The 24,847-nt window shown below is 74.3% G+C and carries 18 protein-coding genes and 1 pseudogene; 5 read left to right on the top strand and 14 right to left on the bottom strand.

The annotated features are described in order from the left end of the window. Nucleotide 1: 1 nt before the first annotated feature. Complete coding sequence (locus tag HLV61_RS04315) at nucleotides 2-670, bottom strand: GntR family transcriptional regulator (protein WP_369253155.1); 669 nt, start codon at nucleotides 668-670, stop codon at nucleotides 2-4. 143 nt (nucleotides 671-813) lie between these two features. Between HLV61_RS04315 and HLV61_RS04310 the strand changes: the two genes are divergently transcribed. Both HLV61_RS04310 and purU read left to right on the top strand, forming a co-directional pair. Next, entirely contained in the window at nucleotides 814-2,187 is a 1,374-nt protein-coding gene (locus HLV61_RS04310; protein ID WP_369253154.1) for an L-serine ammonia-lyase, read from the top strand. Between the two features lie 10 nt (nucleotides 2,188-2,197). After that, nucleotides 2,198-3,046 (top strand): formyltetrahydrofolate deformylase, encoded by an 849-nt coding sequence (gene purU, locus HLV61_RS04305; RefSeq protein ID WP_369253153.1) that lies wholly within the window; start codon nucleotides 2,198-2,200, stop codon nucleotides 3,044-3,046. Between the two features lie 39 nt (nucleotides 3,047-3,085). On the opposite strand, the gene HLV61_RS04300 is transcribed toward purU, so the two are convergent. The 11 genes from HLV61_RS04300 to HLV61_RS23195 form a co-directional block, all read right to left on the bottom strand. After that, complete coding sequence (locus HLV61_RS04300) at nucleotides 3,086-4,489, bottom strand: threonine/serine ThrE exporter family protein (RefSeq protein ID WP_369253152.1); 1,404 nt, start codon at nucleotides 4,487-4,489, stop codon at nucleotides 3,086-3,088. A gap of 51 nt (nucleotides 4,490-4,540) precedes the next feature. Then, nucleotides 4,541-5,002, bottom strand: coding sequence for a MaoC family dehydratase (locus HLV61_RS04295; RefSeq protein ID WP_369253151.1), 462 nt, complete (start codon nucleotides 5,000-5,002; stop codon nucleotides 4,541-4,543). Next, complete coding sequence (locus HLV61_RS04290) at nucleotides 4,999-6,543, bottom strand: acyl-CoA synthetase (protein WP_369253150.1); 1,545 nt, start codon at nucleotides 6,541-6,543, stop codon at nucleotides 4,999-5,001. The genes HLV61_RS04295 and HLV61_RS04290 overlap by 4 nt, the downstream gene beginning before the upstream one ends. Next, the gene (locus tag HLV61_RS04285; protein ID WP_369253149.1) at nucleotides 6,540-7,421 is read right to left on the bottom strand and encodes an amidohydrolase family protein; all 882 of its coding nucleotides are present in this window, start codon (nucleotides 7,419-7,421) and stop codon (nucleotides 6,540-6,542) included. Before HLV61_RS04285 ends, HLV61_RS04290 begins: the two co-directional genes overlap by 4 nt. Further along, nucleotides 7,418-8,326 (bottom strand): SDR family oxidoreductase, encoded by a 909-nt coding sequence (locus HLV61_RS04280; protein WP_369253148.1) that lies wholly within the window; start codon nucleotides 8,324-8,326, stop codon nucleotides 7,418-7,420. Before HLV61_RS04280 ends, HLV61_RS04285 begins: the two co-directional genes overlap by 4 nt. A 68-nt stretch (nucleotides 8,327-8,394) precedes the next feature. Further along, a complete protein-coding gene (locus HLV61_RS04275) occupies nucleotides 8,395-9,198 on the bottom strand; it encodes a TIGR03084 family metal-binding protein (RefSeq protein ID WP_369253147.1) in 804 nt (267 codons plus the stop codon). Next, entirely contained in the window at nucleotides 9,195-10,802 is a 1,608-nt protein-coding gene (locus HLV61_RS04270) for a class I adenylate-forming enzyme family protein (protein WP_369253146.1), read from the bottom strand. Before HLV61_RS04270 ends, HLV61_RS04275 begins: the two co-directional genes overlap by 4 nt. Nucleotides 10,803-10,805: 3 nt before the next feature. Next, nucleotides 10,806-12,068 (bottom strand): ABC transporter substrate-binding protein, encoded by a 1,263-nt coding sequence (locus tag HLV61_RS04265; protein WP_369253145.1) that lies wholly within the window; start codon nucleotides 12,066-12,068, stop codon nucleotides 10,806-10,808. Then, nucleotides 12,065-13,237, bottom strand: coding sequence for a branched-chain amino acid ABC transporter permease (locus HLV61_RS04260; RefSeq protein ID WP_369253144.1), 1,173 nt, complete (start codon nucleotides 13,235-13,237; stop codon nucleotides 12,065-12,067). Before HLV61_RS04260 ends, HLV61_RS04265 begins: the two co-directional genes overlap by 4 nt. After that, nucleotides 13,230-14,120 carry a branched-chain amino acid ABC transporter permease gene (locus HLV61_RS04255; protein ID WP_369253143.1) on the bottom strand — a complete coding sequence of 297 codons (891 nt, stop codon included), beginning with the start codon at nucleotides 14,118-14,120 and terminating at the stop codon, nucleotides 13,230-13,232. The genes HLV61_RS04260 and HLV61_RS04255 overlap by 8 nt, the downstream gene beginning before the upstream one ends. After that, entirely contained in the window at nucleotides 14,117-15,700 is a 1,584-nt protein-coding gene (locus tag HLV61_RS23195) for an ATP-binding cassette domain-containing protein (protein ID WP_440284466.1), read from the bottom strand. Before HLV61_RS23195 ends, HLV61_RS04255 begins: the two co-directional genes overlap by 4 nt. Nucleotides 15,701-15,883: 183 nt before the next feature. Here HLV61_RS23195 and HLV61_RS04235 point away from each other — a divergent pair, with 183 nt between their 5' ends. From HLV61_RS04235 to HLV61_RS04225, 3 genes and pseudogenes are all read left to right on the top strand, one after another. Then, nucleotides 15,884-16,756 (top strand): PaaX family transcriptional regulator, encoded by an 873-nt coding sequence (locus tag HLV61_RS04235; RefSeq protein WP_369253142.1) that lies wholly within the window; start codon nucleotides 15,884-15,886, stop codon nucleotides 16,754-16,756. An 18-nt stretch (nucleotides 16,757-16,774) separates the two neighbouring features. Continuing rightward, nucleotides 16,775-16,993, top strand: a complete 219-nt coding sequence (locus HLV61_RS04230; protein ID WP_369253141.1) for a hypothetical protein — start codon at nucleotides 16,775-16,777, stop codon at nucleotides 16,991-16,993. 15 nt (nucleotides 16,994-17,008) lie between these two features. Next, nucleotides 17,009-17,284: pseudogene (locus HLV61_RS04225) on the top strand (S8 family peptidase); the annotation flags it as partial. A gap of 73 nt (nucleotides 17,285-17,357) precedes the next feature. On the opposite strand, the gene HLV61_RS04220 reads toward HLV61_RS04225, so the two are convergent. Next, nucleotides 17,358-19,310 carry a 3-oxoacyl-ACP synthase III family protein gene (locus HLV61_RS04220; RefSeq protein WP_369253140.1) on the bottom strand — a complete coding sequence of 651 codons (1,953 nt, stop codon included), beginning with the start codon at nucleotides 19,308-19,310 and terminating at the stop codon, nucleotides 17,358-17,360. A gap of 23 nt (nucleotides 19,311-19,333) precedes the next feature. Further along, nucleotides 19,334-24,835: an ATP-binding protein gene (locus HLV61_RS04215; protein WP_369253139.1), complete on the bottom strand. Its 5,502-nt coding sequence runs from the start codon at nucleotides 24,833-24,835 to the stop codon at nucleotides 19,334-19,336. Nucleotides 24,836-24,847 lie beyond the last annotated feature (12 nt).

Here is a 24,847-nt window from a genome sequence, read left to right as displayed (position 1 = left end):
GTCAGACCACCGCGCGGATCGCCCTCTCGAAACCGAGCACGTGCTCGCGGGCGAGGTCGTCGGCCCGGCCGGCGTCGCCGGCGGCGATCGCCCGGAGCAGGGCGACGTGCTCCCCGACGTGCTCGTCCACCGTGGGCAGCCGCTCGAGGAACAGGCAGAAGATCCGCGTCGCCAGGTTGTCGTACCGGATCAGGACGTCCTCCAGGTGGGGGTTTCCGGCTGCCCGGTAGATGGCACGGTGCACCGCGAGGTCCCAGCGCATGAGCTCCGTCCGGTCGAGCCGGGCGACGTCGAGGTGCTGGATGTGCGAGGCCAGCTCGTCGAGCTCCGTGTGCGCCGTGCGCACGGCCCGCTCGGCGGCCCGGCGGGCGGCCAGCGGCTCGAGCTGGGCGCGGATCTCGGAGATGTGCGCCAGGTCGGAGATGTCCACGCCGGTCGCGAAGGTCCCGCGCCGCGGATAGGACACCACCAGCCGGTCGCCCTCCAGCCGCTTCAGGGCCTCGCGCACCGGGGTCCGGCCCACGCCGAGGTCCTCGGCCAGCCCGTCGTCGTCGATCGGATCGCCGGGTCGGATGTCGAGCATGATCAGCCGGTCCCGGATCCCCACGTAGGCCTTGTCCGCCAGGGAGGTGGCGGGCGAGGGGTCGAGTGCCAGCGGTGCGACGGTCACGGGCAGATCGTAGAGGCTGATGGCCACGGGGCCTTGCCCCCGTGGAGGGATCGCCATACCGTCGTCCTGCATCTGATATACCACTCGTGTACTTGCGCTCGCGGTCCGTGCGTCGGCCGTCCAGCGGTGGGAGGGAGCACCCGGTGACCGTCAGCGCCTTCGACCTGTTCACGGTGGGCATCGGCCCGTCCAGCTCGCACACCGTCGGTCCGATGCGAGCCGCCTGCGCCTTCGCCTCGCGCCTGCGGGACGAGGGGCTGCTCGGGGAGGTGGCCGGCGTGCGCTGCGAGCTGTTCGGGTCGCTCGGCGCCACCGGGCACGGTCACGGCAGCGTCAAGGCCGTCGTCCTCGGGCTGGAGGGTGAGCAGCCCGACCTCGTCGATCCGCTCGCGGCCGAGCCGCGGGTCGAGACCATCCGCCGGGAGGGCCGGCTCCGGCTGGCCGGCGAGCACCCCATCGCGTTCTCGGTGGACGACGACGTCGTCCTCCACCGGCGCAGGCGGCTGGAGTTCCACAGCAACGGGATGCTCTTCCGGGCCCTCGACGCCGACGGGGCGGAGCTGCGGCGGCGCGAGTACTACTCCGTGGGCGGCGGCTTCGTCCTCGACGAGGACGAGGCCGGGAGGCCGGTGGTCGTCGAGGACGGCACGCCGGTGCGGTATCCCTTCCGCACCGGCGAGCAGCTGCTGGCGCACACCCGGGGGACCGGGCTGCGGATCAGTGACGTGATGCTGGCCAACGAGCTCTCCTGGCGCACCGAGACGGAGGTCCGCGCCGGGCTGCTGCACATCTGGTCGGTGATGCAGGAGTGCGTGGAGCGCGGCACCCGCACCACCGGCGTCCTGCCCGGGGGGCTCAGGGTCCGCCGGCGGGCCAGCGCGCTGCGCTCCCGGCTGGAGGACCCTCGCGACGAGGCCGACCCGCTGCGCGCCATGGACTGGGTCACCCTCTGCGCCCTGGCGGTCAACGAGGAGAACGCGGCCGGCGGGCGCGTGGTCACCGCGCCCACCAACGGCGCCGCCGGCATCGTGCCCGCGGTCCTGCACTACTACCGCGACTTCGTCGACTCCTGCTGCGAGGACGGCGTGGTGCGGTTCCTGCTCACCGCCGCGGCGATCGGCCTGCTGTTCAAGGAGAACGCCTCCATCTCCGGGGCGGACGTGGGCTGTCAGGGGGAGGTCGGCTCGGCCTGCTCCATGGCGGCCGCCGGCCTGGCCGAGGTCCTCGGCGGGACGCCGGAGCAGGTCGAGAACGCCGCCGAGATCGGCATCGAGCACAACCTCGGCCTCACCTGCGACCCGGTCGGTGGGCTGGTGCAGATCCCGTGCATCGAGCGCAACGCCGTCGGCTCGGTCAAGGCCATCACGGCCGCCCGGATGGCCGTCCGCGGCGACGGGCGGCACCACGTGCCGCTCGACAAGGCGATCAAGACCATGCGCGAGACCGGCGCGGACATGAAGGACAAGTACAAGGAGACCGCCCGTGGCGGGTTGGCGCTCAACGTCGTCGAGTGCTGAGGAGGCACCCGTGTCCCACCCGTTCACCCTCACCCTGAGCTGCCAGGAGCGCCCCGGCATCGTGCACGCGGTCAGCTCGTTCCTGTTCGAGCACGGCTGCGACATCGTCGAGCACCAGCAGTTCGACGACCCCGTCCGCGGCCAGCTGTTCCTGCGGACCGCCTTCGTCTGCTCGCAGGACGCCGGCGCCGACCGCCTGTCGGCGGACTTCGCCGCGGTGGCCGGCGAGTTCGGCATGACCTACCAGCTGACCGGCGACCAGCCGCCGCGGGTGCTCGTCCTGGTGTCCCGGCTCGGCCACTGCCTCAACGACCTGCTCTTCCGCTGGCGCGGCGGCAGCCTCGGCGCCGAGCTCGTCGCCGTGGTGTCCAACCACGAGGACCTGCGCCCGATGGCCGAGGCGGCCGGCCTGCCGTTCCACCACGTGCCCGTGACGCCGGCCACCAAGCGGCAGGCCGAGCAGCGGCTGCTCGAGCTGGTCGACGAGCACGGGGCCGACCTGGTCGTGCTGGCCCGGTACATGCAGGTGCTGTCCGACGAGGCCTGCGCCGCCCTGCACGGCCGGGCCATCAACATCCACCACTCCTTCCTGCCGGGCTTCAAGGGCGCCAAGCCCTACCACCAGGCCTTCGACCGCGGGGTGAAGCTGGTCGGCGCGACCGCGCACTACGTGACACCCGACCTGGACGAGGGCCCGATCATCGAGCAGGAGGTCATCCGCATCGACCACACCTTCGATCCTCGTGCCCTGGCCACCGTCGGCCAGGACGCCGAGGCGCTCGCCCTCTCCCGGGCCGTGCGCTGGCACAGCGAGCGACGGGTGCTCCTCAACGGGCACAGCACCGTCGTCTTCCGCTGAGCCGGGCCACCGCGGTGGAGAGGACCCGGCTGGCGCGGCTCAGTCGGCGGTCATGGCCCGCCGGTGCACCCGCTCGTCGTAGCGGTCCCGCTCACCGCTGACCGGCCTGCCGAGGTACCCGCCCAGCGTGACGCCGGCGGCGAGGGCGAGACCGATGGCCAGGGCCCCGACGAGGGCGGCGAGCCCGCCGTCGATGTCGGCGTCGACGACGATCGTGAACAGGCCGTGGTAGATCGCCAGCCCGGGCAGCAGGGGGACGATGCCGCAGACGGCCACGAGCTGCGGAGGGACCCGCAGCCGCCGGGTGAGCGCCTCGCCGCAGAACCCGAGGACGACGGCCGCGACCCCGCTAGCCACGGCCGGCCCGGCACCCACTGAGCTGACCGCCCAGAACGTCGTCCAGGCCAGCGCTCCGGCCACCGCGGCGAGGCCGACGGAGCGCGGCCGGGCATGGCTGGCCAGGGCCCAGAACCCGGCGATGCCGGCCGACGCGGCCAGCGCGACGGCGAAGGGCACCGGGGCGGGTGAGGTGTCGACGACCGTCAGCGGGAGCCGGGCGCGCTGGGCCAGGTCGAGCACGCCGGCGATGCCCACGACGATGCCGGCGGTGAGCGTGACCACCTCGAACGCCCGCGCCGCGGCGGTCACCGGGAAGCCGCTGATCGCGTCCTGGGCGGCACTGACCAGGGACAGGCCGGCGAGGAGGACGACGATGCCGGCGGCGACGACCAGGGAGGTCTGGACGTCGACGTCCCAGGCAGCCAGGACGACGGCGACCCCCGTGGCGAGCGCGGCCCCGGCGACCTGCTGGAAGAAGACCGGCAGGCTCTGGCGGTTGAGCACGCGGATGACCTGCTCGATCAGGGCGGTGGTGAGCGCCGCGACGAGGGCCTCCAGCCACCCGCCGCCGAGGACGAGCCCGAAGCAACCGGCCACGCCGGCCCAGGCCAGCGTGGTCACGACCCGACGGTAGGTGACGGGCGCCGAGACCACCCCGTCCAGTCGGCGGTGGGCCTCCTCGACGTCGAGGTCGCCCGTGCCGATCGCCCGGGCCAGGTCGGTGACCCCCTGCAGTCGGGTGTAGTCGGTCCGGCTCATCCGCACGATCCGCATCGCGGTGAGCGGGACCGCGTCCTCCCGGTCGAAGCTGACCGTGATCGAGGTGAACGTGACGTCGACCTGGCAGCTGGTCAGCCCGTAGGCGGCGGCGACCCGCAGCACCGTCGCGGTCACGTCGGCGGAGGGAGCCCCGACGGCGAGCATCGACGCCCCGACGCGCAGCGCCAGCGCCAGCGCGGCGTGCGCGGTGAGGTCGTCCATCCGGCTGGGCTGGGCCCGCAGGCCGATCGGCGCGGTCGGCGGGCTGCTGCCCCCGACGGCCCGCCAGGCCCGCTCCGGGAGGCGTGCGTACGGCATGCGGCGGTGCGGAGGCCAGGCGGGCACGCCTCCAGGCTATGGCTGCCCACGGCCTGCTGGCCGTGACCGGCCGTCGGGTCAGCCGCCGTAGAACCGGAACACCGGCTCGGCGATGCACACCGGCTTGTCACTGCCCTCGGCCTCGACGACGGCGGACGCGGTGACCTGCAGGCCGCCCGTGACCTCCTCGACGCCCGCCAGGGTGGCGGTCAGCCGGATGCGGGATCCCACCGGGACGGGCGCGGGGAAGCGGACCCTGTTGAGCCCGTAGTTCACGGCCATGGTCGTGTCGGTGACGGTGAGCACCTGCGACCACATCGGGATGAGCAGCGACAGGGTCAGGTAGCCGTGTCCGATCGGGCCGCCGAAGGGGCTCTCGGCCTTGGCGCGCTCGACGTCGACGTGGATCCACTGGTGGTCGCCGGTGGCGTCGGCGAAGGTGTCGACCCGGTCCTGGGTGACCTCGATCCAGTCGCTGGTGCCCAGTTCGGTGCCCGTGAGCGCGGGCAGCTCGGCCAGGGTGGTCGTGGTGGTGCTCATGCGTTCTCCTCGGTCGGTGCGTAGCGGGCCCGCAGGTCCGGCTTGCGGATCTTGCCGGTGGCGGTCTTGGGCAGTTCCTGCACGAAGTCGACGTGCCGCGGCATCTTGAAGCCGGCCAGCCGGGTGCGCAGGGCGGTGAGCAGCGCCTCGCCGTCCTCGGGGGCACCGGGCGCGGGGACGACGACGGCCAGGCCGACCTCGCCCCACTGCGGGTCCGGGACGCCGATGACCGCGGCCTCCTGCACCGTCGGCAGCTCGCGGAGCGCGGACTCGACCTCGGCCGGGTACACGTTCTCCCCGCCCGAGATGATCATGTCCTTGTACCGGTCGCGGATGTAGAGGTAGCCCTCCTCGTCCACGGTGGCGGCGTCCCCGGAGTGGTACCAGCCGTCGACGACCACCTCGGCGGTGCGCTCGGGCTCGTTCCAGTACCCGGCCATGACGTTCGGCCCCTGGAGCACGACCTCGCCGATCTCCCCGGGTTCGACCTCCGTGCCGTCCGGCCGGACGACGCGGACGTCGGTGAAGAACTGCGGCTTCCCGGCCGAGCCGATCTTGCGTTCGGCGTCCGCGCTGTCCAGCGCGGTGCCGGCCGGTGCGGACTCGGTCATGCCGTAGGCCTGCTGCACCGTCACGCCGCGATCCAGCCAGGTGCGCAGCGTGGACAGCGGCAGCGGGGCGCCGGCCGCGCCGATGGTGCGCAGCGAGGACAGGTCGCGGGTGGGGAAGCCCGGGTCCCGGCTGAGCGCGTCGAGCATCGTCGGGACGGCGAAGAACGAGTTGACCCGCTGCTGCTCGATGACCTCGAGGACCTCCGCCGGGTCGAACCGCCGCACGACGACGGCGCACCCGCCGCGCAGTAGCGTGGGGTTGACGGTGCCGTTGAGCCCGCCGATGTGGAACAGCGGCGCCATGGCCAGGGTGCGCTCCTGCGGCGTGAAGTCGAACCCGAGCACCTGGCTCATGCACGCCCACGTCATGTTGCCGTGGGTGAGCACGGCGCCCTTCGGCCTCCCCGTGGTCCCGGAGGTGTACATGATCAGGCACGGGTCGTCGAGGCCGACCGGCTCGTCGCGCAGCCCGGGGTCGGCGGCGGCGAGCAGGTCCTCGTAGGGCAGCGAGTCGGCCCCGCCCGCGGTGGGGGCCTCGGCCGCCACCCACGTGCGGACACCGGTCAGCCGGTCGCGCAGCGCGTCCGCGATGGTCCCGTGGTCGCGGCCGTGCACGACGACGCTCGCGCCGGAGTGGCCGAGGACGTACTCGGCCTCCGGCGCGGTGAGCCTCGCGTTGACCGGCACCCAGATCGCGCCGAGCTGCCCGCAGGCGTACAGCGTCTCCAGCGCCGAGGGGTGGTTGCCGCTGACCCACGCCACCCGGTCCCCGGCGGCCACGCCCAGCCCGGCCAGCGCCGCGGCCGTGCGCCGCACCCGGTCGGACAAGGCCCGGTGCGAGGTCGTCGTCCCCTCGAACCAGATCGCGTCCCGCTCGGGGGAGATCCGCCGCCGGCGCTCCGGCCAGCTGCCCAGGCCCGCGTTCCTCACCGCAACCCCAGGGCGCGGATCGCGTTCTCCTTCATGATCAGCGGCTTGACCTCGTCGCGGATCTCGAGCTGCTCGAAGTCCCTGATCCAGCGCTCGGGCCGGAGCAGGGGGTAGTCCGATCCGAAGAGCACCTTGCTCTTCAGCATCGTGTTGGCCGCGCGGACCAGCTGCGGCGGGAAGTACTTCGGCGACCAGCCGGACAGGTCGATGTAGACGTTGGCCTTGTGCTGGGCGACGGCGATGGCGGCGTCCTGCCAGGGCACCGAGGGGTGCGCCATGATGATCGTCAGGTCCGGGAAGTCGGCCGCGACGTCGTCGAGCAGCATCGGGTCGGAGTAGCGCAGCTTGATGCCGCGCCCGCCGGGCAGGCCGGAGCCGATGCCGGTCTGGCCTGTGTGGAACAGGGCCGGGACGCCGAGGGACTCCAGCTCGGCGTAGAGCGGGTAGTGCCGCCGGTCGTTGGGGACGAAGTCCTGGAAGCTGGGGTGGAACTTGAACCCCCGCACGCCGTGGGACTCGACCAGCCGGCGGGCCGCGCGGATGCCGGCGACACCCCGGGCCGGGTCGACGGAGCCGAACGGGATGAGCACGTCGGGGTGCTGCGCGGCGGCCTCGGCGATCTCCTCGTTGGACAGCGTCGGCTGTCCGGTGGCGGCCTCGGCGTCGACGGTGAAGACCACCGCGGCCATCTGCTTGTCCCGGTAGTCGGCGGCGATGTCGTGCACCGTGGGGTCGTAGGGGTCGCCCTTGAAGTACTCGGCCGCCGCGGCGCCCAGCTCGTCGTCCAGCGCCAGGTGGCCGTGGGAGTCGGCGTGCACGTGGACGTGCACGTCGATGGCGACCAGCGCGTCGAGGTCCAGTCCCGTCGCGGTGCTCACTTCGGGGGCTCCGGCAGCTGCTGGCCCACGGTCTGCTGGGCGGAGGCGAACCGCTCCGGCCAGATGCCGGCGATGGCGTCGGGCGACCAGCCGGTGCCGTCGGCGAACTCGACGACGACCTCGGACGGGTGGCTCCACAGCGCCAGGCGGTCGCCGCCGATGCCGATCGCCTGGCCGGTGATGCCGGCGGCGGCGTCGGAGGCGAGGAACGCGACCAGGCCGGCGGCGTCCTCCGGGGAGCCGAAGCCGAGCTCCTGGCGGGCGAAGGGCGGCAGCGGCTCGCCGGCCTGCAGCGCGTCGACGTAGGGCTTGAGGAAGGGCACCGTCTCGGTCATCGCGGTGGCCGCGACCGGGACGACCGCGTTGACGGTGATCTCGGCGCGGGCAAGCTCCATGGCCCAGGTGCGGACCATGCCGACGATGCCGGCCTTGGCGGCGGCGTAGTTGGTCTGCCCGAAGTTGCCGACCTGCCCGGTGGGGGAGCCCACGCAGATGACCCGCCCGCCCTGGCCCTGCTCGCGCAGCCGGACGGCGGCGGCGCGGGTGCAGGTGAACGTGCCGCGCAGGTGGGTGGTGACGACGGCGTCGAACTGCTCGTCGGTCATCTTCCACAGCGTGGTGTCGCGCAGGATGCCGGCGTTGTTGACCAGCACGTCGAGGCGGCCGAACTCGCCGACCGCGCGGTCGACCAGGGCCTGCGCGGCCTCGGCCGTGCCGACCGGCACCACCTCGGCCACGGCGCTGCCACCGGCGTCGGTGACGGTCCTGACGGCGGCCTCGGCGACCGCGGCGTCGACGTCGTTGACCACCACCGCGGCGCCGCAGCGGGCGAGCTCGGTGGCGTAGGCCAGGCCGAGGCCCCGCCCGCTGCCGGTGACGATGGCGACCTTGCCGGAGAGATCCACTGCAGTACTCCTCTGGGTGGGGATGCGACCGTCGGGGGACGGCGCGGGAACGGCGGTGCCGGCGCGGGTCAGGACCGCGTGCCGGTCCGGGCCGGCCGGCCGGGTCCCGGTGGTCCGGCGAAGGCCTGGGCCAGGTCGAGCCAGCGGTCGGCGTCCGGGCCCTCGGCGCGGAGGGCGAGGTCGTCGCGGTGCCGGCGCTGGGTGACCCGCAGGCAGAAGTCGAGAGCCGGGCCGGTGACCCGTTGCGGCGCGGCCTCCGGTCCCCAGGTCCAGACCTGCCCGTCCGGGCCGGTCAGCTCGATGCGGAACTCCGCGGCCGGGGGTGGCACGGAGTGCTGCCGGAAGGCGAAGTCGCGGGTCCGCACCCCGAGGTGTGCCACGGCCCGCAGGCGCGCCGTCGTCGGGGTCACCCGGCCGACGGCGTCGCGCACGTCCACGCCGTGGGCCCACGTCTCCATGAGCCGGGCCGTCGCCATGGACGCCGCGCTCATGTCCGGCCCGAACCAGGGGAGCGCGGTGCCCGGAGCGGTGGCGGCCAGGGCCGCCGCCAGGGCGGCGCGCCCCGCCCGCCACCTCCCGAGCAGCCCGGACCGGGGGAGGGCCGCGCCGGCCTCGGCGGTGGCGTCCACCTGCCCGGCGACGTCCGGCCCGGCGGCGTCCCGGTCGGTCCGGAACCCCGCGGGGTCGGTCGCGGCGCGCAGCGCCACCTCGTCGGTCCAGGCGAGGTGGGCGATCTGGTGGGCGACGGTCCAGCCGGCCGCGGGGGTGGGGGTCGCCCACCCGGCGGCCGGGAGGGCCGTGACCAGGTCGTCGAGCTCGCGTCCCTCGTCGGCGAGGTCGCCCAGCAGCCCGGCCAGCAGCGCGCCGCTCACGGGACCGGGGTGGGGGACAGGGCCGGGTCGGACGCGGCCATCCGGCGGAGCTCGGCCCGCTGGATCTTCGTGGAGGCGGTCATCGGCAGCTCGTCGACCACGCGCCAGGCCCGCGGCACCTTGAAGGGGGACAGCCGGTCCCGGCACCGCTGTTCGAGCTCGGCCGTGTCGATCTCGGCGCCGGGCACCGGGACCACGAAGGCGACCACCAGCTCACCCCAGCGCTCGCTGGGCGCCCCCACCACCGCCGCGCGGGCCACCGAGGGATGGCCGCTGACGGCCTCCTCGACCTCCTCCGGCGAGACGTTCTCCCCGCCGGTCTTGATCACGTCCTTGAGCCGCCCGACGATCCGGCAGGCGCCGGTGGTGTCCATGACCGCGAGGTCCCCGGTGTGCAGCCAGCCCTCCCGGTCGATCGCGTCGGCGGTCGCCGCAGGGTCCTGGTGGTAGCCGCGGGTCAGCCGGGCCCCGCGGACCCAGAGCTCGCCCTGCTCGCCGGGCGCCGTCGGGGTGCCGTCCGGGGCCGCGACGCGGACCTCGGTGCCGGCGAGGGGGCGGCCGACGGTCGTCCGGCGCACCTCGTCGGGGTCCGTCGGCGCGGGGAGCAGGGCGGAGCCGCACGTCTCCGTCATGCCGAACGTGGTGATCAGCGGCGCCCCGAACGTCGACTCGACGCGGGCGGCGAAGCCGGGCAGCACCGTCTGGCCGCCGGTGAACACGACCTGCAGGCTGCTCAGGTCCGTGTCGCCGATCTCGGGCCGGGCCATGAGCAGGTCGAGCAGGGTCGGTGCCGCCGACAGCAGGGTGGCCCGCCGCTCGGCCACGAGTGCGAGCACCCGGCCGGGCTCGAACGCCACGACCACGTGCTCGCACCGCTGCCACAGCGCCCCCATCACGCCCAGCACGTTGCCGGCCGTGTGGAACAGCGGCATGGGGTTGATCCACACACCGCCGTCGGGCAGCCCGATGCGCTCCCGGAAGGCGTGCGCCGTGGCGACCATGCCGGCGTGCGTGATCAGCACGCCCTTGGCGCGCCCGGTGGTGCCGGAGGTGAACTGGATCTGCGCCAGGCTCTCCGGGTCGACCGCCGGGAGCTCGGGAGCCGGGTCGTGGAGCAGTGCCCGCCAGTCCCCGGCGCACCGGTGGACCCCGGTCAGCGAGGGCAGCCCGGGAGCCAGTCCGGCCGCGACGTCGGCCGCGGGGTTGCCTGCGGCGTCCTCGGCCGCGTAGACCGCCGACGCGCCGGAGAGCCGGAGCGCGTGCTCGAGCTCGGGCGGCCGGGACCGCGGGTTGACCGGGACCAGGACCATGCCGGCCAGGGCGACGCCGAACTGCAGCAGGACGGCCTCGGGGCCGTTGACCAGGCAGGTGGCGATCCGGGTCCCGGGCTCGTGCTGGGCGAGCAACCCGGCAGCGACCCGCCCGGCGTCCGCGAGGAGCTGCGCCGCCGTCCAGGCGTGCTCCTCGGAGGGGGTGACCGTGCGGACCAGCGGACCGGCCGGACCGAGCCGGGCGGCCCGGCGGAGCACGTCACCCACGACGTGCTCCGCCGGACCGGCGGCCGGGGGCACGAGCACCTCGGACCGCTCGAGGACGTCGGCCACGGGTCAGCCGACGGTGTAGCTCTGGGCGCTCGGGCCCTCGAAGGTCCCCAGGACCTCGAGCCCGCCCTCGGCGTCCGCCGAGGCGCGGGAGACGTAGACCGTGCGCGTGGGCGGCTCGGCGACGTCCGTGTAGTCCAGCGGGGTCGCGTACAGGCCCTCGGTGTCCAGGTCGGAGGTCTCCCGCATGGCGGCGACCACGCCCTCCGGGGTCAGGTCGCCGGCCTCGCAGGCGCCTTCCAGCGCCGCGGTCAGCAGCTCCGCCTGCGCGGAGGCCAGCGGCACCTCCCAGCCGAGCTCGCCGTCGGGGGCGGCCGCCTCGTACAGCTCCCGGGCGGCCTGGACGCCCGGCTCGTCGAGGCTGTACGGCGCGATGCTGGTCACCGTGTAGAAGTTCTGTTCCAGGGCCGGACCGGCGGGGGTCTCCAGCAGCGACGGGCCGAAGGTCGGGGTGTTGCCGATGATCGGGACGTCGAGTCCCTGCGCGGCGAGGACGCCGGCCAGCGAGGCGAGCTGACCGGGCGCGGCGCCGAGGATCACCGCGGACACGCCGGCCTGCTGCAGGGCGGAGGCCTGCGCCGACAGGTCGGTGTCGCGTGGGGTGATCTCCTGCGGCACGACCTCCAGGCCGCGTTCCCCGGCCGCGTACTGGGCGCCGGCGAGGGAGTCGCTGCCGTAGTCGCCGACGAAGTAGACGACGCCGACCGTGGCGCCCTCGGACAGGCCGAGTTCGTCGACGAGGTAGTCGATCGCGTTGGCGGACTCGATGGCGTAGGTCGTGCCGGGGATCTGGGCGTTCTCGTACTGCAGCGCGACGCCGGCCCAGCCGTGGCCGCCGAGGTAGAGCCCGTCGGCCTCGGCCAGGGGCAGCACGGCCGCCGACGTCGGTCCGCCGAGGACCTGCTGGAGGGCGACGACCTCGGGGGCCATGCTGCGGTAGAGGGTGACGGCGCGCTGCGGGTCGTAGCCGTGGTCCTGGACCTGCACCTCGACGTCGCGGCCGCAGACCCCGCCGTCCTCGTTGAGCTGGTCGTAGTAGGCCTGCGTCTGGGTGACCTGGATCGCGGCTCCGGCGGCGAACGGGCCGGACAGGTCGGTCAGCATCCCGACGGTGATGGTGTCGTCGGTGACGCCGTTGCCGGTCTCCACGTCCCCCTCGGCGCCGCCGCCCCCGCCGCCGCCGGAGGCGTCGGGGTCCTCGGTGGAGCAGGCGGCGAGGACGGCGACGCAGCCGGCGAGAGCCAGCGCGGTGCGGGTCCGGTGCTTCATGAGGTGGTCTCCTTCGACCTGGTGGGGACGCCGGGGTGGGACGGTTCGGGAACGGCCGCACTGGCGGGAGCCGCGGACGGGGGAGGAGCGGGAGACGCCCCGCTGCTGTCGGGCGGGAGTGGGGTGCGCCGGTGCCGGAGCCGGCCGGCGGCACCGGCGAGGCCACCGCGCAGGAAGAGCAGGACGGCGATGATCGCCGCGCCGTAGAGGAGCCGGGCCAGCGTGGCCCCGTCCAGTCCCCCCGAGCCCGGCGCCGCGAGGAACGGCAGCTCGGAGCTGTACTGGGTGAGGACCAGGGGGAGCATGACGACGAAGGCCGCCCCCGCCGCCGCGCCCGCGATGGAGCCGAGCCCGCCCAGGACGATCATGACGAGGAAGTCGATCGAGAGCTGCAGTCCGAACAGGTCCGGGGCGATGCGTCCGTAGGCGAGGGCCATCAGGGCACCGGCGACGCCGGCGTAGGCGGAGGAGATGACGAACGCGGTCGCCTTGGCCCGGGCCACGTGGATGCCCATCGCGGCGGCCGCCGCCTCGCTGTCCCGCACGTTGGCCAGCGCCCGGCCGGTGCGGCTGCCCTTGACGTTGCGTCCCAGCCAGGCGGCCAGCAGGACGACGACGAGGAACAGGTACCAGAGCCTGTGCAGGCCCCCGAACTCCACGCCCGCGACGGCCAGGTAGTCGGGGTCGTCGTTGCTGAAGCTGAAGCCCGGCACCGCGAACGGCTCCACGGCCCGGCCGTTGAACCCGCCGGTCAGGGCCTCGAGGTTGACCATCAGGTGGCGGGCCAGGAAGACCAGGCCGATGGTGGCCAGTCCGAGGTAGATGCCGCGCAGCCGGCCGGAAATGGGGCTGAACAGGGCGCCGGCGACCGCGGCCACCACGCCCGCCAGCACGAGCCCGAGGATCGGCGGCAGACCCGCGCCGGCGGCCCGGTCACCCACCTCGCCGACCGTCCAGGCGTAGGCGTAGGCACCCAGGGCGGCGAAGAACGCGTGCCCGAGCGAGAGCTGCCCGGCGATGCCGACCAGCAGCGTCAGCCCGATCGCCCCGACCACGGCAGCCATGGCGAACAGGCCGGTCTGCAGCCAGAAACCGTCGAGGACGACGGGCAGCCCGAGCGCGACCAGCACCGCCAGGGCCACGGGGAGGCGGCGGAGGAGATCAGACACGGACGGCCTCCTTGCGGCCGAAGAGCCCGGACGGCCGCACGAGCAGGACGAGGATCATCACGGCGTAGGGGACGACCTCGCCGAGGCCGCGGCCGAGGAAGTGCAGCTCGCTCTCGTAGCCGACCGCCAGGGCGGTGACGACGCCGATGATCAGGCCGCCCACGATCGCGCCGACGACCGAGTCGAAGCCGCCCAGCACCCAGGCGGGGATCGCGGCGAAGGCGCTGATCGCCAGCGTCGGCGCCACCCCGGGGGCGGGGAAGGACGCGAGGAAGATGCCGGCGATCGCTGCCAGCGCGCCGGCCAGTGCCCATCCGGCGGCACCGGTCCGGGACAACCGGATCCCCATCAGGGACGCGGTGTCGCCGTCGGCGGCCGCCGCCCGCATCGCGATCCCGGTGCCGGTGCGGGCGAAGAGGAACCACAGCAGCGCGAAGACCACGAGGGCGAGGCCGGCGGCGATCACCCGGCTCATCGGGAGGGTGATGCCCCCGAACGAGAAGACGTCGGCACCCCAGGGGGAGCCGATGGTCAGCACCCGGTTGCCGATGCGCCGGGTCAACTCGGTGAGCAGCAGGATGTCCACGCCGAGCATGAGGATCGCCGCGGTCCCGGGGTTCGCCTCGGCCAGGTTGCGCACCAGCACGGCGTTGATGAGCACCGCCAGGAGGGCGGCGCCCGCGATCCCCACGACGGCCGCCGCCCAGAAGCCGATCGGGTCGTGCAGGACGGCGACGAGGTAGGCGCCGGCCAGCAGCACCGAGCCGTGGGCGAAGTTCAGCACCCCGGTCGAGGTGAACACGATGACGAAGCCGACCGCGATGAGGCCGAGGATGAGGCCGTAGGACAGGCCGTTGGCCAGCTGGGTGAGGAGGTAGGTCATGCTGCCGCCGTTCCGAGGTAGGCACGCAGGACCTCGGGGTCCCGCTGCACGTCCTGGGGGGAGCCCTCCGCGATGCGCTTGCCGAAGTCGAGGACCGTGATCCGCTCGGCCAGCCCCATGACGAAGGGCATGTCGTGCTCGACCAGCAGGACCGACAGCCCGAGCTCCTGCTGGACGGCGCGGATGGCGTCGGCCATGACCGCGGACTCCCCGTGGGTCATGCCCGCGACCGGTTCGTCGAGCAGCAGCAGGGTCGGTTCGGCCGCCAGTGCGCGACCCATCTCCACCCGCTTGCGGTCTCCGTAGGAGAGCGTGTGCACGGCCCGGTCGAGGAGGGACTCGATGCCGAGCAGGACGGCGATGCGACGCACGGCCTCCCGTTCGGTGCGCTCCTCCTTCCGCGCGTGCGGGAGCCGCAGGGCCTGGGCGGCCGTGCCGGTGCGCATCACGCGGTGCCGGCCGACGAGGAGGTTGTCCTCGACGGTGGCCTCCAGGGACAGGGAGATGTTCTGGAAGGTGCGCGCGACACCGAGATCGGCGATCCGGTGGGACGGGAGGGCGCTGACCGTCGCGTCGCCGTAGTGCACGGTGCCGCTGGTGGCGCGGTAGGCGCCGCCGAGGACGTTGATGCACGTCGACTTGCCCGCGCCGTTGGGGCCGATGAGCGCGTGGATGGTGCCGGCCGCGACGGTGAAGGACACCCCCGACAGCGCGGTGATGCCGCCGAACCTCACCGTGAGGTCCTCGACCCGCAGCTCCTGCGCGGCGGCCGTCGACGAGCGCCGCAGGTGCACCGGCACGTCGACCGGCTCGTCCTCGTGCGTCGTCCGGGTGGGGGAGGAGGTGCCCACGCCGAGGTAGCGGTCGCGGATGTCGTCGGTGCTCGCGAGCTCCGCGGCGGTCCCCGAGGCGGTGATGGTCCCGACCTCGAGCACGTACGCCCGGTCCGCCACCCGCAGCCCCATCGACGCGTTCTGCTCGATGAGCAGCACCGACGTCCCCTGCGCGTGGATCTGTTCGATGATGTCGCCGATCTGCTCGACCAGCTGCGGAGCCAGCCCCAGCGACGGCTCGTCGAGCAGGAGCAGCTTGGGCGAGGTCATCAGCCCCCGTCCCATCGCGAGCATCTGCTGCTGCCCACCCGAGAGGAGGCCCCCGCGCTGGTGCCGGCGATCCGCGAGGATGGGGAAGAGGTCGAGGACCCGGTCGGTGGCCTCCGTGCGGGCGCGGGCGTCGCGGACGGTGAAGCCGCCGGCGCGCAGGTTCTCCTCGACGGTGAGATCGCGGAAGATGCGCCGGCCCTCGGGCACCTGGACCAGCCCGGCCCGCACCGCCCAGGAGGCGTCCCGGCGGGCGAGGTCCTGGCCGTCGAAGCGGACGGTGCCGCCGGTGACCGCGCCACCGACCGTGCCGAGGGACCGGGACACCGCCCGCAGCAGGGTGGTCTTGCCGGCGCCGTTGCTGCCGAGGACGGCCACCACGGACCCGGCGTCGACGCGCAGGGACACCCCGCGCAGAGCCTGGACGGCGCCGTCGTAGGCGACGGTGAGGTCGTCCACGGTGAGGAGGGGATCGGGCACGAGAGGCCTTCCGCCGGGTGGTCATGTGGATGTCGCGATCCCCGAGTCGGCACCGACGGTCGCGGGACGAACCGTGCTGTGGGTCACAGGAAAAGTAGAAGTAGTCGTGACGTACGTCAACCATCCGTCTAACGTCTCTGGCGCGCCGGGTCGAGGCGACGGGAGCTCGAAGGAGGCGTCGGGATGAGCGCTGAGGCGCTGGAGGAGGTCGGGGGACCCGACGGCGGTGATCCGGCCGCCGAGGCCCAGCCGAACGGTCATCGCCCGCAGTCGCTGCTGTTCAGCTTCTTCGGTGGCGTCGTCCGCGGCCGGGAGCGGTCGCCGATCCCCACGTCGGTCTTCCTCCGGCTGCTCGGTGAGCTGGGCGTCGCGGAGGCCGCGGCGCGCGCGACGCTGGCACGGATGACGCGCAAGGGGCTGCTCGAGCGGACCCAGGTCGGCCGCACGGCGCACTACCGGCTCACCACGGAGGCGGGTGCCCTCGTCGCGAAGGCCGCGGAGCGGGTGGGGGCCACCGCACCGTTCGAGCACCCGGACGGGCAGTGGACGCTCCTGAGCTACTCCGTGCCGGAGAGCCGGCGCGACCTGCGGCACCGGGTGCGGGCGACGCTCACCTGGGCGGGGTTCGGCGGACTGCGGGACGGGCTCTGGATCGCACCGGGCACGGTGGACGTCGGCGCGGTCCTCACCGAGGCCGGGCTGGCCGAGCTCGTGGACCTGGCGGACTGGTTCGCCGCCTCGCCCATGTCCGGCGTCCGGGTGGACCAGCTCATCCGGCGGGCCTGGCCGGTCGACCGGATCCGGGACAGCCACGAGCGCTTCATCCGGGCGTGGTGGTCCGAGCCGCCCGGGCAGGACCCGCTGGGGCAGGTGACCCTCCTGGGGGCGGACTGGCTGCGGCTCCTCCGATCCGACCCCGGACTGCCGGCCCGGTTCCTGTCGCCCGACTGGCCGGCCGCCCGGAGTGCCGCGGTCTACCGCCGGTGCTACGAGTCGCTGCTGCCGGCCGCCCACCGCCGGCTGGACCTGGAGCTCGGGCGGACCGTGCTGGGCTGAGGCACGCGTCCTCCGGGTGTGGTGCCGGCCGACGGCACCGGTGGTCCGGCACCGAGGAGTCCCGACGTCCTCTTCGTCGGGACGCCGGAGTTCCAGGTGCCGGGCGACCTCGTCCTGTCGTCGTACCCGCTGGACGTGGCCGTCGCCGAAGGGCTGGCCGACGAGAACGGCGGCCCGGTCGACGGGTTCTCCGTGGAGTACTGCGACGAGCAGGGCATCTGCGGCTTCTACACCTAGCTCCAGGGCACGTCGGCGGCATCGCCGCACGTCGCGGGTGTGGCGGCGCTGATCGTCGAGGAGGAGGGCCGCCCCACCCGTCACGGGGGACGAGCCCTCGAGCCGGAGACGGTCGCCCGCGTGCTGGCCGAGTCGGCGCAGGACCACGCCTGTCCTGCGGGCGGTGTCGAGATCTACACCGACGAGGAGCGCCCACCGGAGTGGAACGCGGTGTGCGAGGGCACGGCCGACGTCAACGGCCTCTACGGCGAGGGCATCGTCGGCGCGGAGGCGGCCGTCCTGGGTCGGTGACCGCACGGCATCCCGCTGACCGCGGTGTCGGCACCCTGCAGCTCCGGGACCCCTCGCCCGGCCCGACGCCTGGTCAGCCGAACGCCTCGCGCACGTCCTCGGACGCCGACGTCGTCGCCCGGACGGCGGCCGCACCGTCGTCGGACGGGGCAGGCACCGACGACGTCGACACGGCCACCACCGCCGGGTCGACGCGCAGCACCGCGTACCCGGCGACGGCGCCCGCGCCGAAGCCCGGCGCGAAGACCCGCACCGGCTCGGTGATCACGCCGTCGCGCACGGCGTCGTGGATGGCCAGCGGGATGCTCGCCGACGACGTGTTGCCCACCTGCTCGATGTCGAAGTAGAGCTGGTCGGCCGAGAGCCCCGCGCGCTCGGCCAGCTGGATCACCATCGTCTTGTTGGCCTGGTGCGGCACGATCAGGTCGATCGCGTCCATCAGGGACCCGTCCCGGCCGTCGGGCGCCGGGAGCTGCTCGAGCTCGGCGATCATCTGCGCCAGGTAGCGACCGGCCAGAGCCTTCACCTGCGGCCCGAACACCGTGATGTTGTTGTCGAACTCCGGGTTCGGCCAGAGGATCGAGTTGACCTCGCTCGCCGGGCCGCTGGCGTAGGTCTTGAGCACGTCGATGTCGCCGTCCGCGCCGTCCGGGGCCGGGCCGACGACCAGGCCGGCGGCGCCGTCCCCGAAGATCATCCGCGACGTCCGGACGTTGCCGATCTTGTCCGAGAACTTCTCCGCGCAGACCACCAGGACCGGCCGCTGCACCTCCTGCAGCAGCCGCGTGGCGTCGGCGACGCCGTAGGGCATGCCGGCGCAGGCGGCGATCAGGTCGTAGGCCGCGTACACCTGGTGCATCCCGAGCTGGCCGCACAGGTACGTGGCCAGCGACGGGATCAGCCGGGAGCTGGTGCACGTGCACACCAGGACGGCGCCGATCTCGTCGGGCTCGCGGCCCGCCTTGGCCAGCGCCTCCTCGGCGGCCCGCAGGGCGAGCTCCTCCAGCGGCAGCGAGCTGTACCGGCGCTGCTCGATCCCCGTCTTGGCCGCGATCTCCTCGGCGCTCATCGGCGACCAGTTGTAGGCGCTGTTGCGGATCAGGTCGTCGTTGCCGCACACCTGGTCGCCGTGCACGGCCACCAGCGCCTCCAGCCGCGGGCGGACGGCGAAGCGCTGCCGGACGTCGACCGCGTCGAACGGCCGCACCGGCGGGCGGGACTCCCGCGGCGCCGGGGCGTGCCGCGGAGGGGCACCGGCGCGCAGCCGGCGCAGGAACCCGCGGACCTCGCGATCGCGCGGGTGGAAGGCCACCACCCAGTCGTCGTCGCGCAGCTGGCGCGCCTCGGCGAGCTCCACCTGCGACCGGTCCCAGGGGTACTGGTTGTGCAGCACCATCGCCCAGCGGTGCAGCGCCTCGAGCTCGGGCACGTCCTCGTCGCAGTCGACGATGTCGTCGTGGCCGTACACCGGGAAGTCCGGGTCGTAGGACCGCAGCCGGAAGGTGAGCGCCCCGGAGTGCTCCAGGAACTCCGCGACCGTGGGCTTGACCGCCGGCAGCGTGGTGGCCTGGTGCCGTCGGGAGCCGTAGACGTCGAACAGGACGGCGAAGACGCGGTCCTCGACCTCGGCGTCCCACTTCGCCGGCAGCTGGGGATAGGCCTGCTCGACGGCGGCGATCTTGGTCTCGCCGTCCTCCCAGGGCTGCAGCACCGGCAGGAACACGTCCTCGCGGGACCGGGGCAGGTCCCCCCAGCGGGTGGGCCGCTTGTCGTACATGGTGATCGAGAAGCGGTTGGCCCAGAAGAGGTTGAGGGCGAGGTCGCGCATGAGGTCGTAGCGGGTGTCGTACGCGTCGGTCCGCACCTTGGCGAGGATGTCGGTGCCGCTGGGGGCCTTGGTCTCGAAGTCGCGGCGGATGACGTCGTCGAGCTGCTCGAGCGTCTCCAGGGTGGAGAAGTCCAGCTCGGGCATGACGTTCGAGGGGAACACCATCCGGCCGTGCCGGTTCAGGACGAAGGCGTTCACGAGCGGTCCTCCAGTCGGGTGGGTCAGGTACGTGCGGCGCGCTCCATCCCCCGCTCGACGGCGGCGATGAGGCGGGGCCTCAGGTCGGCGGCGGGGACGATGTCGTGCACCGAGCCCACCCGGCGGGCGCGCTCGATGTCGTGGACGGCCTCGAACTCGGCGGCGACCTCGCCGAGCTTCTCGGAGCGGACGGCGCTGCGGACGCCGGCCAGCTGTGCCCGCAGGTGCGCCTGCTCGACGGCGTCGGCCCTGCCGAGGGAGGCCTCCAGCTCGCGCACCCGCGGGTCGGCGGCGGTGCGCCGGTCCACCTCGCGGGAGAAGACGACGGCCGCGGCCGGGGCGCCGCCGATCACCGAGGCGTAGGAGCCCTCGACGGCGAGCACCTGCATCTGGTCGTTGAGGGCGCCGGAGAAGACGACGAAGGCGCCGCCGTGGTAGCGGGACACCACGCAGAACACGATCGGGCCGTCGAAGTTGGTGATGGCCCGGCCGATCTCCGCGCCGTACTCCAGCTGCAGCTTGCGCAGCGACTCCGGTGACCCGTCGAAGCCCGACAGGTTGGCCAGCACGACCAGCGGCCGGTTGCCGCTGGCGGCGTTGATCGCACGGGCGGTCTTCGCCGACGAGCGCGGGAACAGCGTGCCCGCCGTCCACTGGTCGGGCCCGTCGGCCGGCAGGCTGCCGCGCCGCGGGATCGGCCGGGACTCCACGCCCAGCAGGCACACCGGGTGCCCGCCGAGGTGGGCGTCGAGGACGACGGCGGTGTCGGCGTCGGCCATGCCGGCCCACCGCTCCAGCACCGGGTGGTCCTGGTCGGTCACCGCGCGCATCACCGTGCGGATGTCGAAGGCCTTCTTCCGCTCGGGGTTGACCTCGGCGGAGAAGACGTCGCCGACGGTGGTGAACTCGCTGTCCGGGTGCTGGTGCGGGAAGGACCGGACGTCGCGGTCGCGCGGGTCCGACGTCCCGGCCGGCCGCGGCCAGCGCTCGCCCGGCGCGCGGTAGGTGTGGTCGTAGTGCCGGGCCAGGACGTCGAGCGCGCCGGTGAGGTCGGGCGCCCAGTACTGCGCCTGCCCGTTGGGACCCATGACCCGGTCGTGCCCGCCGATGCCGAAGTTGTCCTCTGCGGAGACGCCCCCGGAGTAGTCGAGGGAGTGCTTGCCGGTCAGCACCATCGCGCTGTCCGGCGTCATCACCAGGATGCCCCGGGTGTGCATGAGCATCGTGGCCTCGGCGTTCCAGTACGGCTGCGCGCCGACGTTGATGCCCGTGACGACGACGTTGACCTCGCCGCCGGCCTGGGTGAACGTGATGATCCGGCGCAGCGCGCGGGAGACCCAGTCCATGTTCTCGGTGCCGCTGTCCATCGAGATGCGCGCACCCGACGAGAGCGCGAACCACTCGACCGGGATGTCCCGCTCCTCGGCGAGGTCGAGGGCCGCGACCACCCGCGCGCACTCGGGCTCGGCGACGGTGCCCAGCGCCCTGGTCGGGTCGCCGAAGAGCGCGACCCGGGTCATCCCCTCCGGGTAGCGCGCCGTCGGGGTGCTCACCAGGCCGACGACGATGCCCGCCCGGTTCTGTCCCGGTGCACGCTCGACGGGGACCAGCCGGCCGTCGTCGTCGAGGTCGTGCTCGACGAACGACCCACCGGAGCCGGCCAGCAGCGGGGCCAGCTCGTAGGGGTAGGGGGCGCCGCGGGCCCGCGCGCTCAGCACCTTCTCGGTGTAGTCGTCGAGCGGGCGCAGCGGCGTGGTCGGGCGGTCGGTGACCGCCATCCGCACACCGGTGTCCGGGCGGTTGGAGAAGCGCAGGGCGACGTCGCGGGGCGGGCGGCCCTCCTCCTCCTGCAACCGGGCCAGCAGCACGATCTGGTCGAGGCCGGCACCGAGGGTCAGCGGCGCCGCGGTGCGCGCGAACTCGGCGACCTCCGCCAGCGGCACCTCGATCGAGGGCCAGGCGTAGAGGTGGATCCGGTTGTGCTCCAGCGGTCGCCGGGACCGCCGCAGCGACTGCGCCCGCCGCAGGCCGTCCAGGCAGGACAGCAGTTGGCGTTCGACCGTGGGGAAGCCGACGACCTCGCCGCGCTCGTCGCGCACCGGCGTCAGGTCGCGGACCTCGGCCAGGGCGATGAACCGCTCGTCGTTCGGGTGGTCCTTCGCCGTCACGTGCAGCAGGTGCGTGTCCTCCGGCGAGGGCACGCGCTCGGCGTCGAACGCCTCCAGCCGCCACAGGTCCAGCCGCCGGGCGGTGAGCGGGTGCAGGCCGCGCAGCAGCCGGGCCTCGGCCGGCCGGCCCTCCCCGTCCGGGCGGAAGGTCAGCGTCTCGACCTCGCCGTCGGGCGTGCACACGGTGACGGTGACCCGGCGCCCGGCGCGCAGCGCGGGGACGCCGCCGACCAGGTCGCGCAGGGTGTCCGACAGCGCGTCGGCGTCGGCCGGGCGGTCGGGCCAGTCCACGTAGAGGTCCACGACCGTCTGCGCCGGGTCGTCGACGCCGGCCAGCACCCCGGCCACCGCCGCCAGCGCCTGTGGCAGCCGCGGCTCGCGGGTCATCAGCGCCAGCAGGCGCAGCCGGCCGCTGCCCAGGGCGTACTCCGCCGTCACGCAGGTGTCCCCGTCGAGCAGGGTGGAGCGCACGTCCTCGACGTTGCGGCTGCGGTAGTACCGGCGGGTGAGCACCTCGAGCACCGGGTCCGGGACGGACGTCGGGCGGTCGAAGCGCTGCGTCAGCAGCCGGACCAGCGGCTCGGGGCTGGCGACCAGCGCCTCCATCCGCCGGATGCTCTCCGCGGTGTCCCCGCGTGCGCCGGCCGCGTCGAGCTCGTCGAGCAGCCGGGCCGCCCGGTCGACGACCTCCTGTCGGGCCGCCCGGACGACCGGCTCCTCGAAGTGGCGGAAGCGGACGGCCCGGGCCAGGTCCCCCACGGCCGGGTAGCGCAGCTGGGTGGCCAGCACCAGCCGGTCGAGGACCTCCGCCACCGCCCCGCGCAGCGGCCCGCCGGCAGGCAGGTCGGCCGTCAGCCAGCGGTCGAGCAGCGCGGAGACGGCGGGCAGCTGCTCGGCGGTGCGCTGCTGGGCGAGGAAGACCCGGTGCACCGCCTCCTCCAGCGCGGGGCCCGGTTCGAGGTCCTGGACGCCGTAGTGCGCCAGCGCCCGCCGCAGCCGCGCGCGGAAGGTCTCCGGCAGCCCCTCGCGCTCGGCGTCGAGGGAGTGCAGGTAGGAGTGGAAGTGCTCGCGCGGGCTGTGGACCTGCGTGTCGGCCTCCTCCTCCTCCTCGCTGGCCGGCCGGTTGCGCGAGAGCTCGGCGAGGTCGGCGAAGGTGACCAGCACGTCGAGCTCGGCCGACAGCAGCTGCGCGTCGTCGGCGGGGAGCTCGGCCCGGGCGGCGGCGTGGTCGGTGACCAGCCGCCGGGCGTGCCCGGCGTCGACGTCGTAGCCGGTGACCAGTGCGCGCAGCTCGGCCAGCAGGGACAGGGTCCGCGCGCGGGGGTCGCCGTCGGGCTCCGCGTCGCCGCCGGGGAGGGCCACCCGCTCACCCACGGACTCCTCGGCGTCACCTCCGGTCCGGTCGAGCAGCAGCAGCGGCGCGCCGGCGTCGACCTGGCTGTTCACCACGGCCCGCACCTCGCGGACCCGGCCGGCGAACGGCGCCCGCACCGCCGTCTCCATCTTCATGCTCTCCAGGACGACGACCGGCTGCCCGGCCTCGACCTCGTCGCCGGGCGCGGCGCGGACGGCGACCACCACGGCCGGGGCGGGCGCGCGGACCACCCCGCCGACGTCGCGGCCCACCCGGTGCGTCGCGCCGTCGACCTCCACCAGCGTCGACCCGGGCGCCTCGACGGCGACCACCGCGTACCGCTGGCCGGCCGCCGTCAGCCGCGTCTCGAGCGGGCCGAGCCGGTCCACCTCGACGTCGACGGTCCGTCCGTCGAGCCCGACCCGATACCGGTCGCGGTCGACGGTGGCGACGGTCAGCCGGTGGACCTGCCCGCGCATGCCGAACTCGACGGTGCGGCCGACCTCGTGCGGCGCCCGCGGCCGGCCGCCCCGCGCCGAGACGAGGAAGGCCTGCCGCTCGCGCGCCTCCTCGGCCGCGGCGATGTCGGCGGCCACCTGCACCAGCGCCACCCACGCGGTGGCGGCGGCCCGGTCACCGCCGATGACGCCGGCGCGGTCGAGCCAGCCGGTGTCGGCGGTGCCCTCGACGACCTCGGGGCGCTCGAGCAGGTCGAGCAGGAAGGACTTCGTCGTCGTGCCGCCGCGCAGCACCACGGTGGTCTCCCGCAGCGCGCAGCTCAGGCGGGCGAGCGCCTCGGGACGGTCGCGGCCCCACGCGATGACCTTGGCGATCATCGAGTCGTACTGCGGCGGGACGGCGTCGCCGACGCCGAGGCCGGTGTCGACCCGGATGCCGGGCCCGGTCGGCAGCCGCAGCAGCTCGACCCGGCCGGGTGCGGGCGCGAACCCCTGCTCGGCGTCCTCGGCGGTCAGCCGCGCCTCGACGGCGTGCCCGATCGGGGGCGGCGGGTCGCCCTCGAGGCGGCCCCCGGCCGCCACGTGCAGCTGCAGCTTGACCAGGTCCAGCCCGGTGGTCGCCTCGGTGACCGGGTGCTCGACCTGCAGCCGGGTGTTGACCTCCAGGAAGGTCGTGAGCCGCTCCTGCGGCTGGTAGAGGAACTCGACCGTGCCGGCGCCGACGTACCCGGCGGCGCGCACCAGGGCGATCGCGGACTCGCGCAGCGCGGCGTCCTGCTCCGGGGCGAGCGCCGGCGAGCTGGACTCCTCGATGACCTTCTGGTTGCGCCGCTGCACCGAGCAGTCGCGCACGCCGGGTGCCCAGACGGTGCCGTGCTGGTCGGCGATGACCTGGACCTCGACGTGCCGGCCGCCCTCGACCAGCCGCTCCATGAAGACGACGGGGTCGCCGAAGCTGCGCAGGGCCTCCCCCCGCGTGCGCTCCAGCGCCTCCTCGAGCTCGCCGGGGGAGCGGACGACGCGGATCCCCCGGCCCCCGCCGCCGCTGCGCGCCTTGACGATCAGCGGGTAGCCGATGACCTCGGCGTGCCGCCGGCCGTCCTCCGGGTCCTCCACCGGCCCCCGGCTCCACGCTGCGACCGGCACGCCCACCTTCTCCGCGAGGACCTTCGCCTCGATCTTGGCGCCCAGCAGCCGCATCGCCTCCGGCGGCGGCCCGACGAACGTCACGCCGAGTCCGGCGCACAGCTCGGCGAAGGCCGGGTCCTCGGCGACGAAGCCCCAGCCGACCCAGGCGGCATCGGCACGGCTGACCCGCAACGCCCGGCCCAGCTCCGTGTGGTCGAGGTAGGGGTTCACCCCGCCGGTCCCCGCCAGCTGCACCGCCTCGTCGGCGGCCCGGACGAACGTCGCCCGGCGCTCGGCCTCGGTGTGCAGCGCGACCACCCGGGTCCGCGTGCCGTGCTCGGCGTCGAGTTCCCGCACCGCGCGGATGAGCCGCAGCGCGGGCTCGCCTCGGTTGACGACGGCGATGCGGTCGAACACGCGGGTACCTCT

The organism is Geodermatophilus amargosae (assembly GCF_041028265.1).
GTDB classification, from domain to species: Bacteria; Actinomycetota; Actinomycetes; order Mycobacteriales; family Geodermatophilaceae; genus Geodermatophilus; species Geodermatophilus amargosae_A.
Note: the sequence above shows the minus strand (reverse complement) of the source record. Positions and strands in the feature narration are given on the sequence as shown.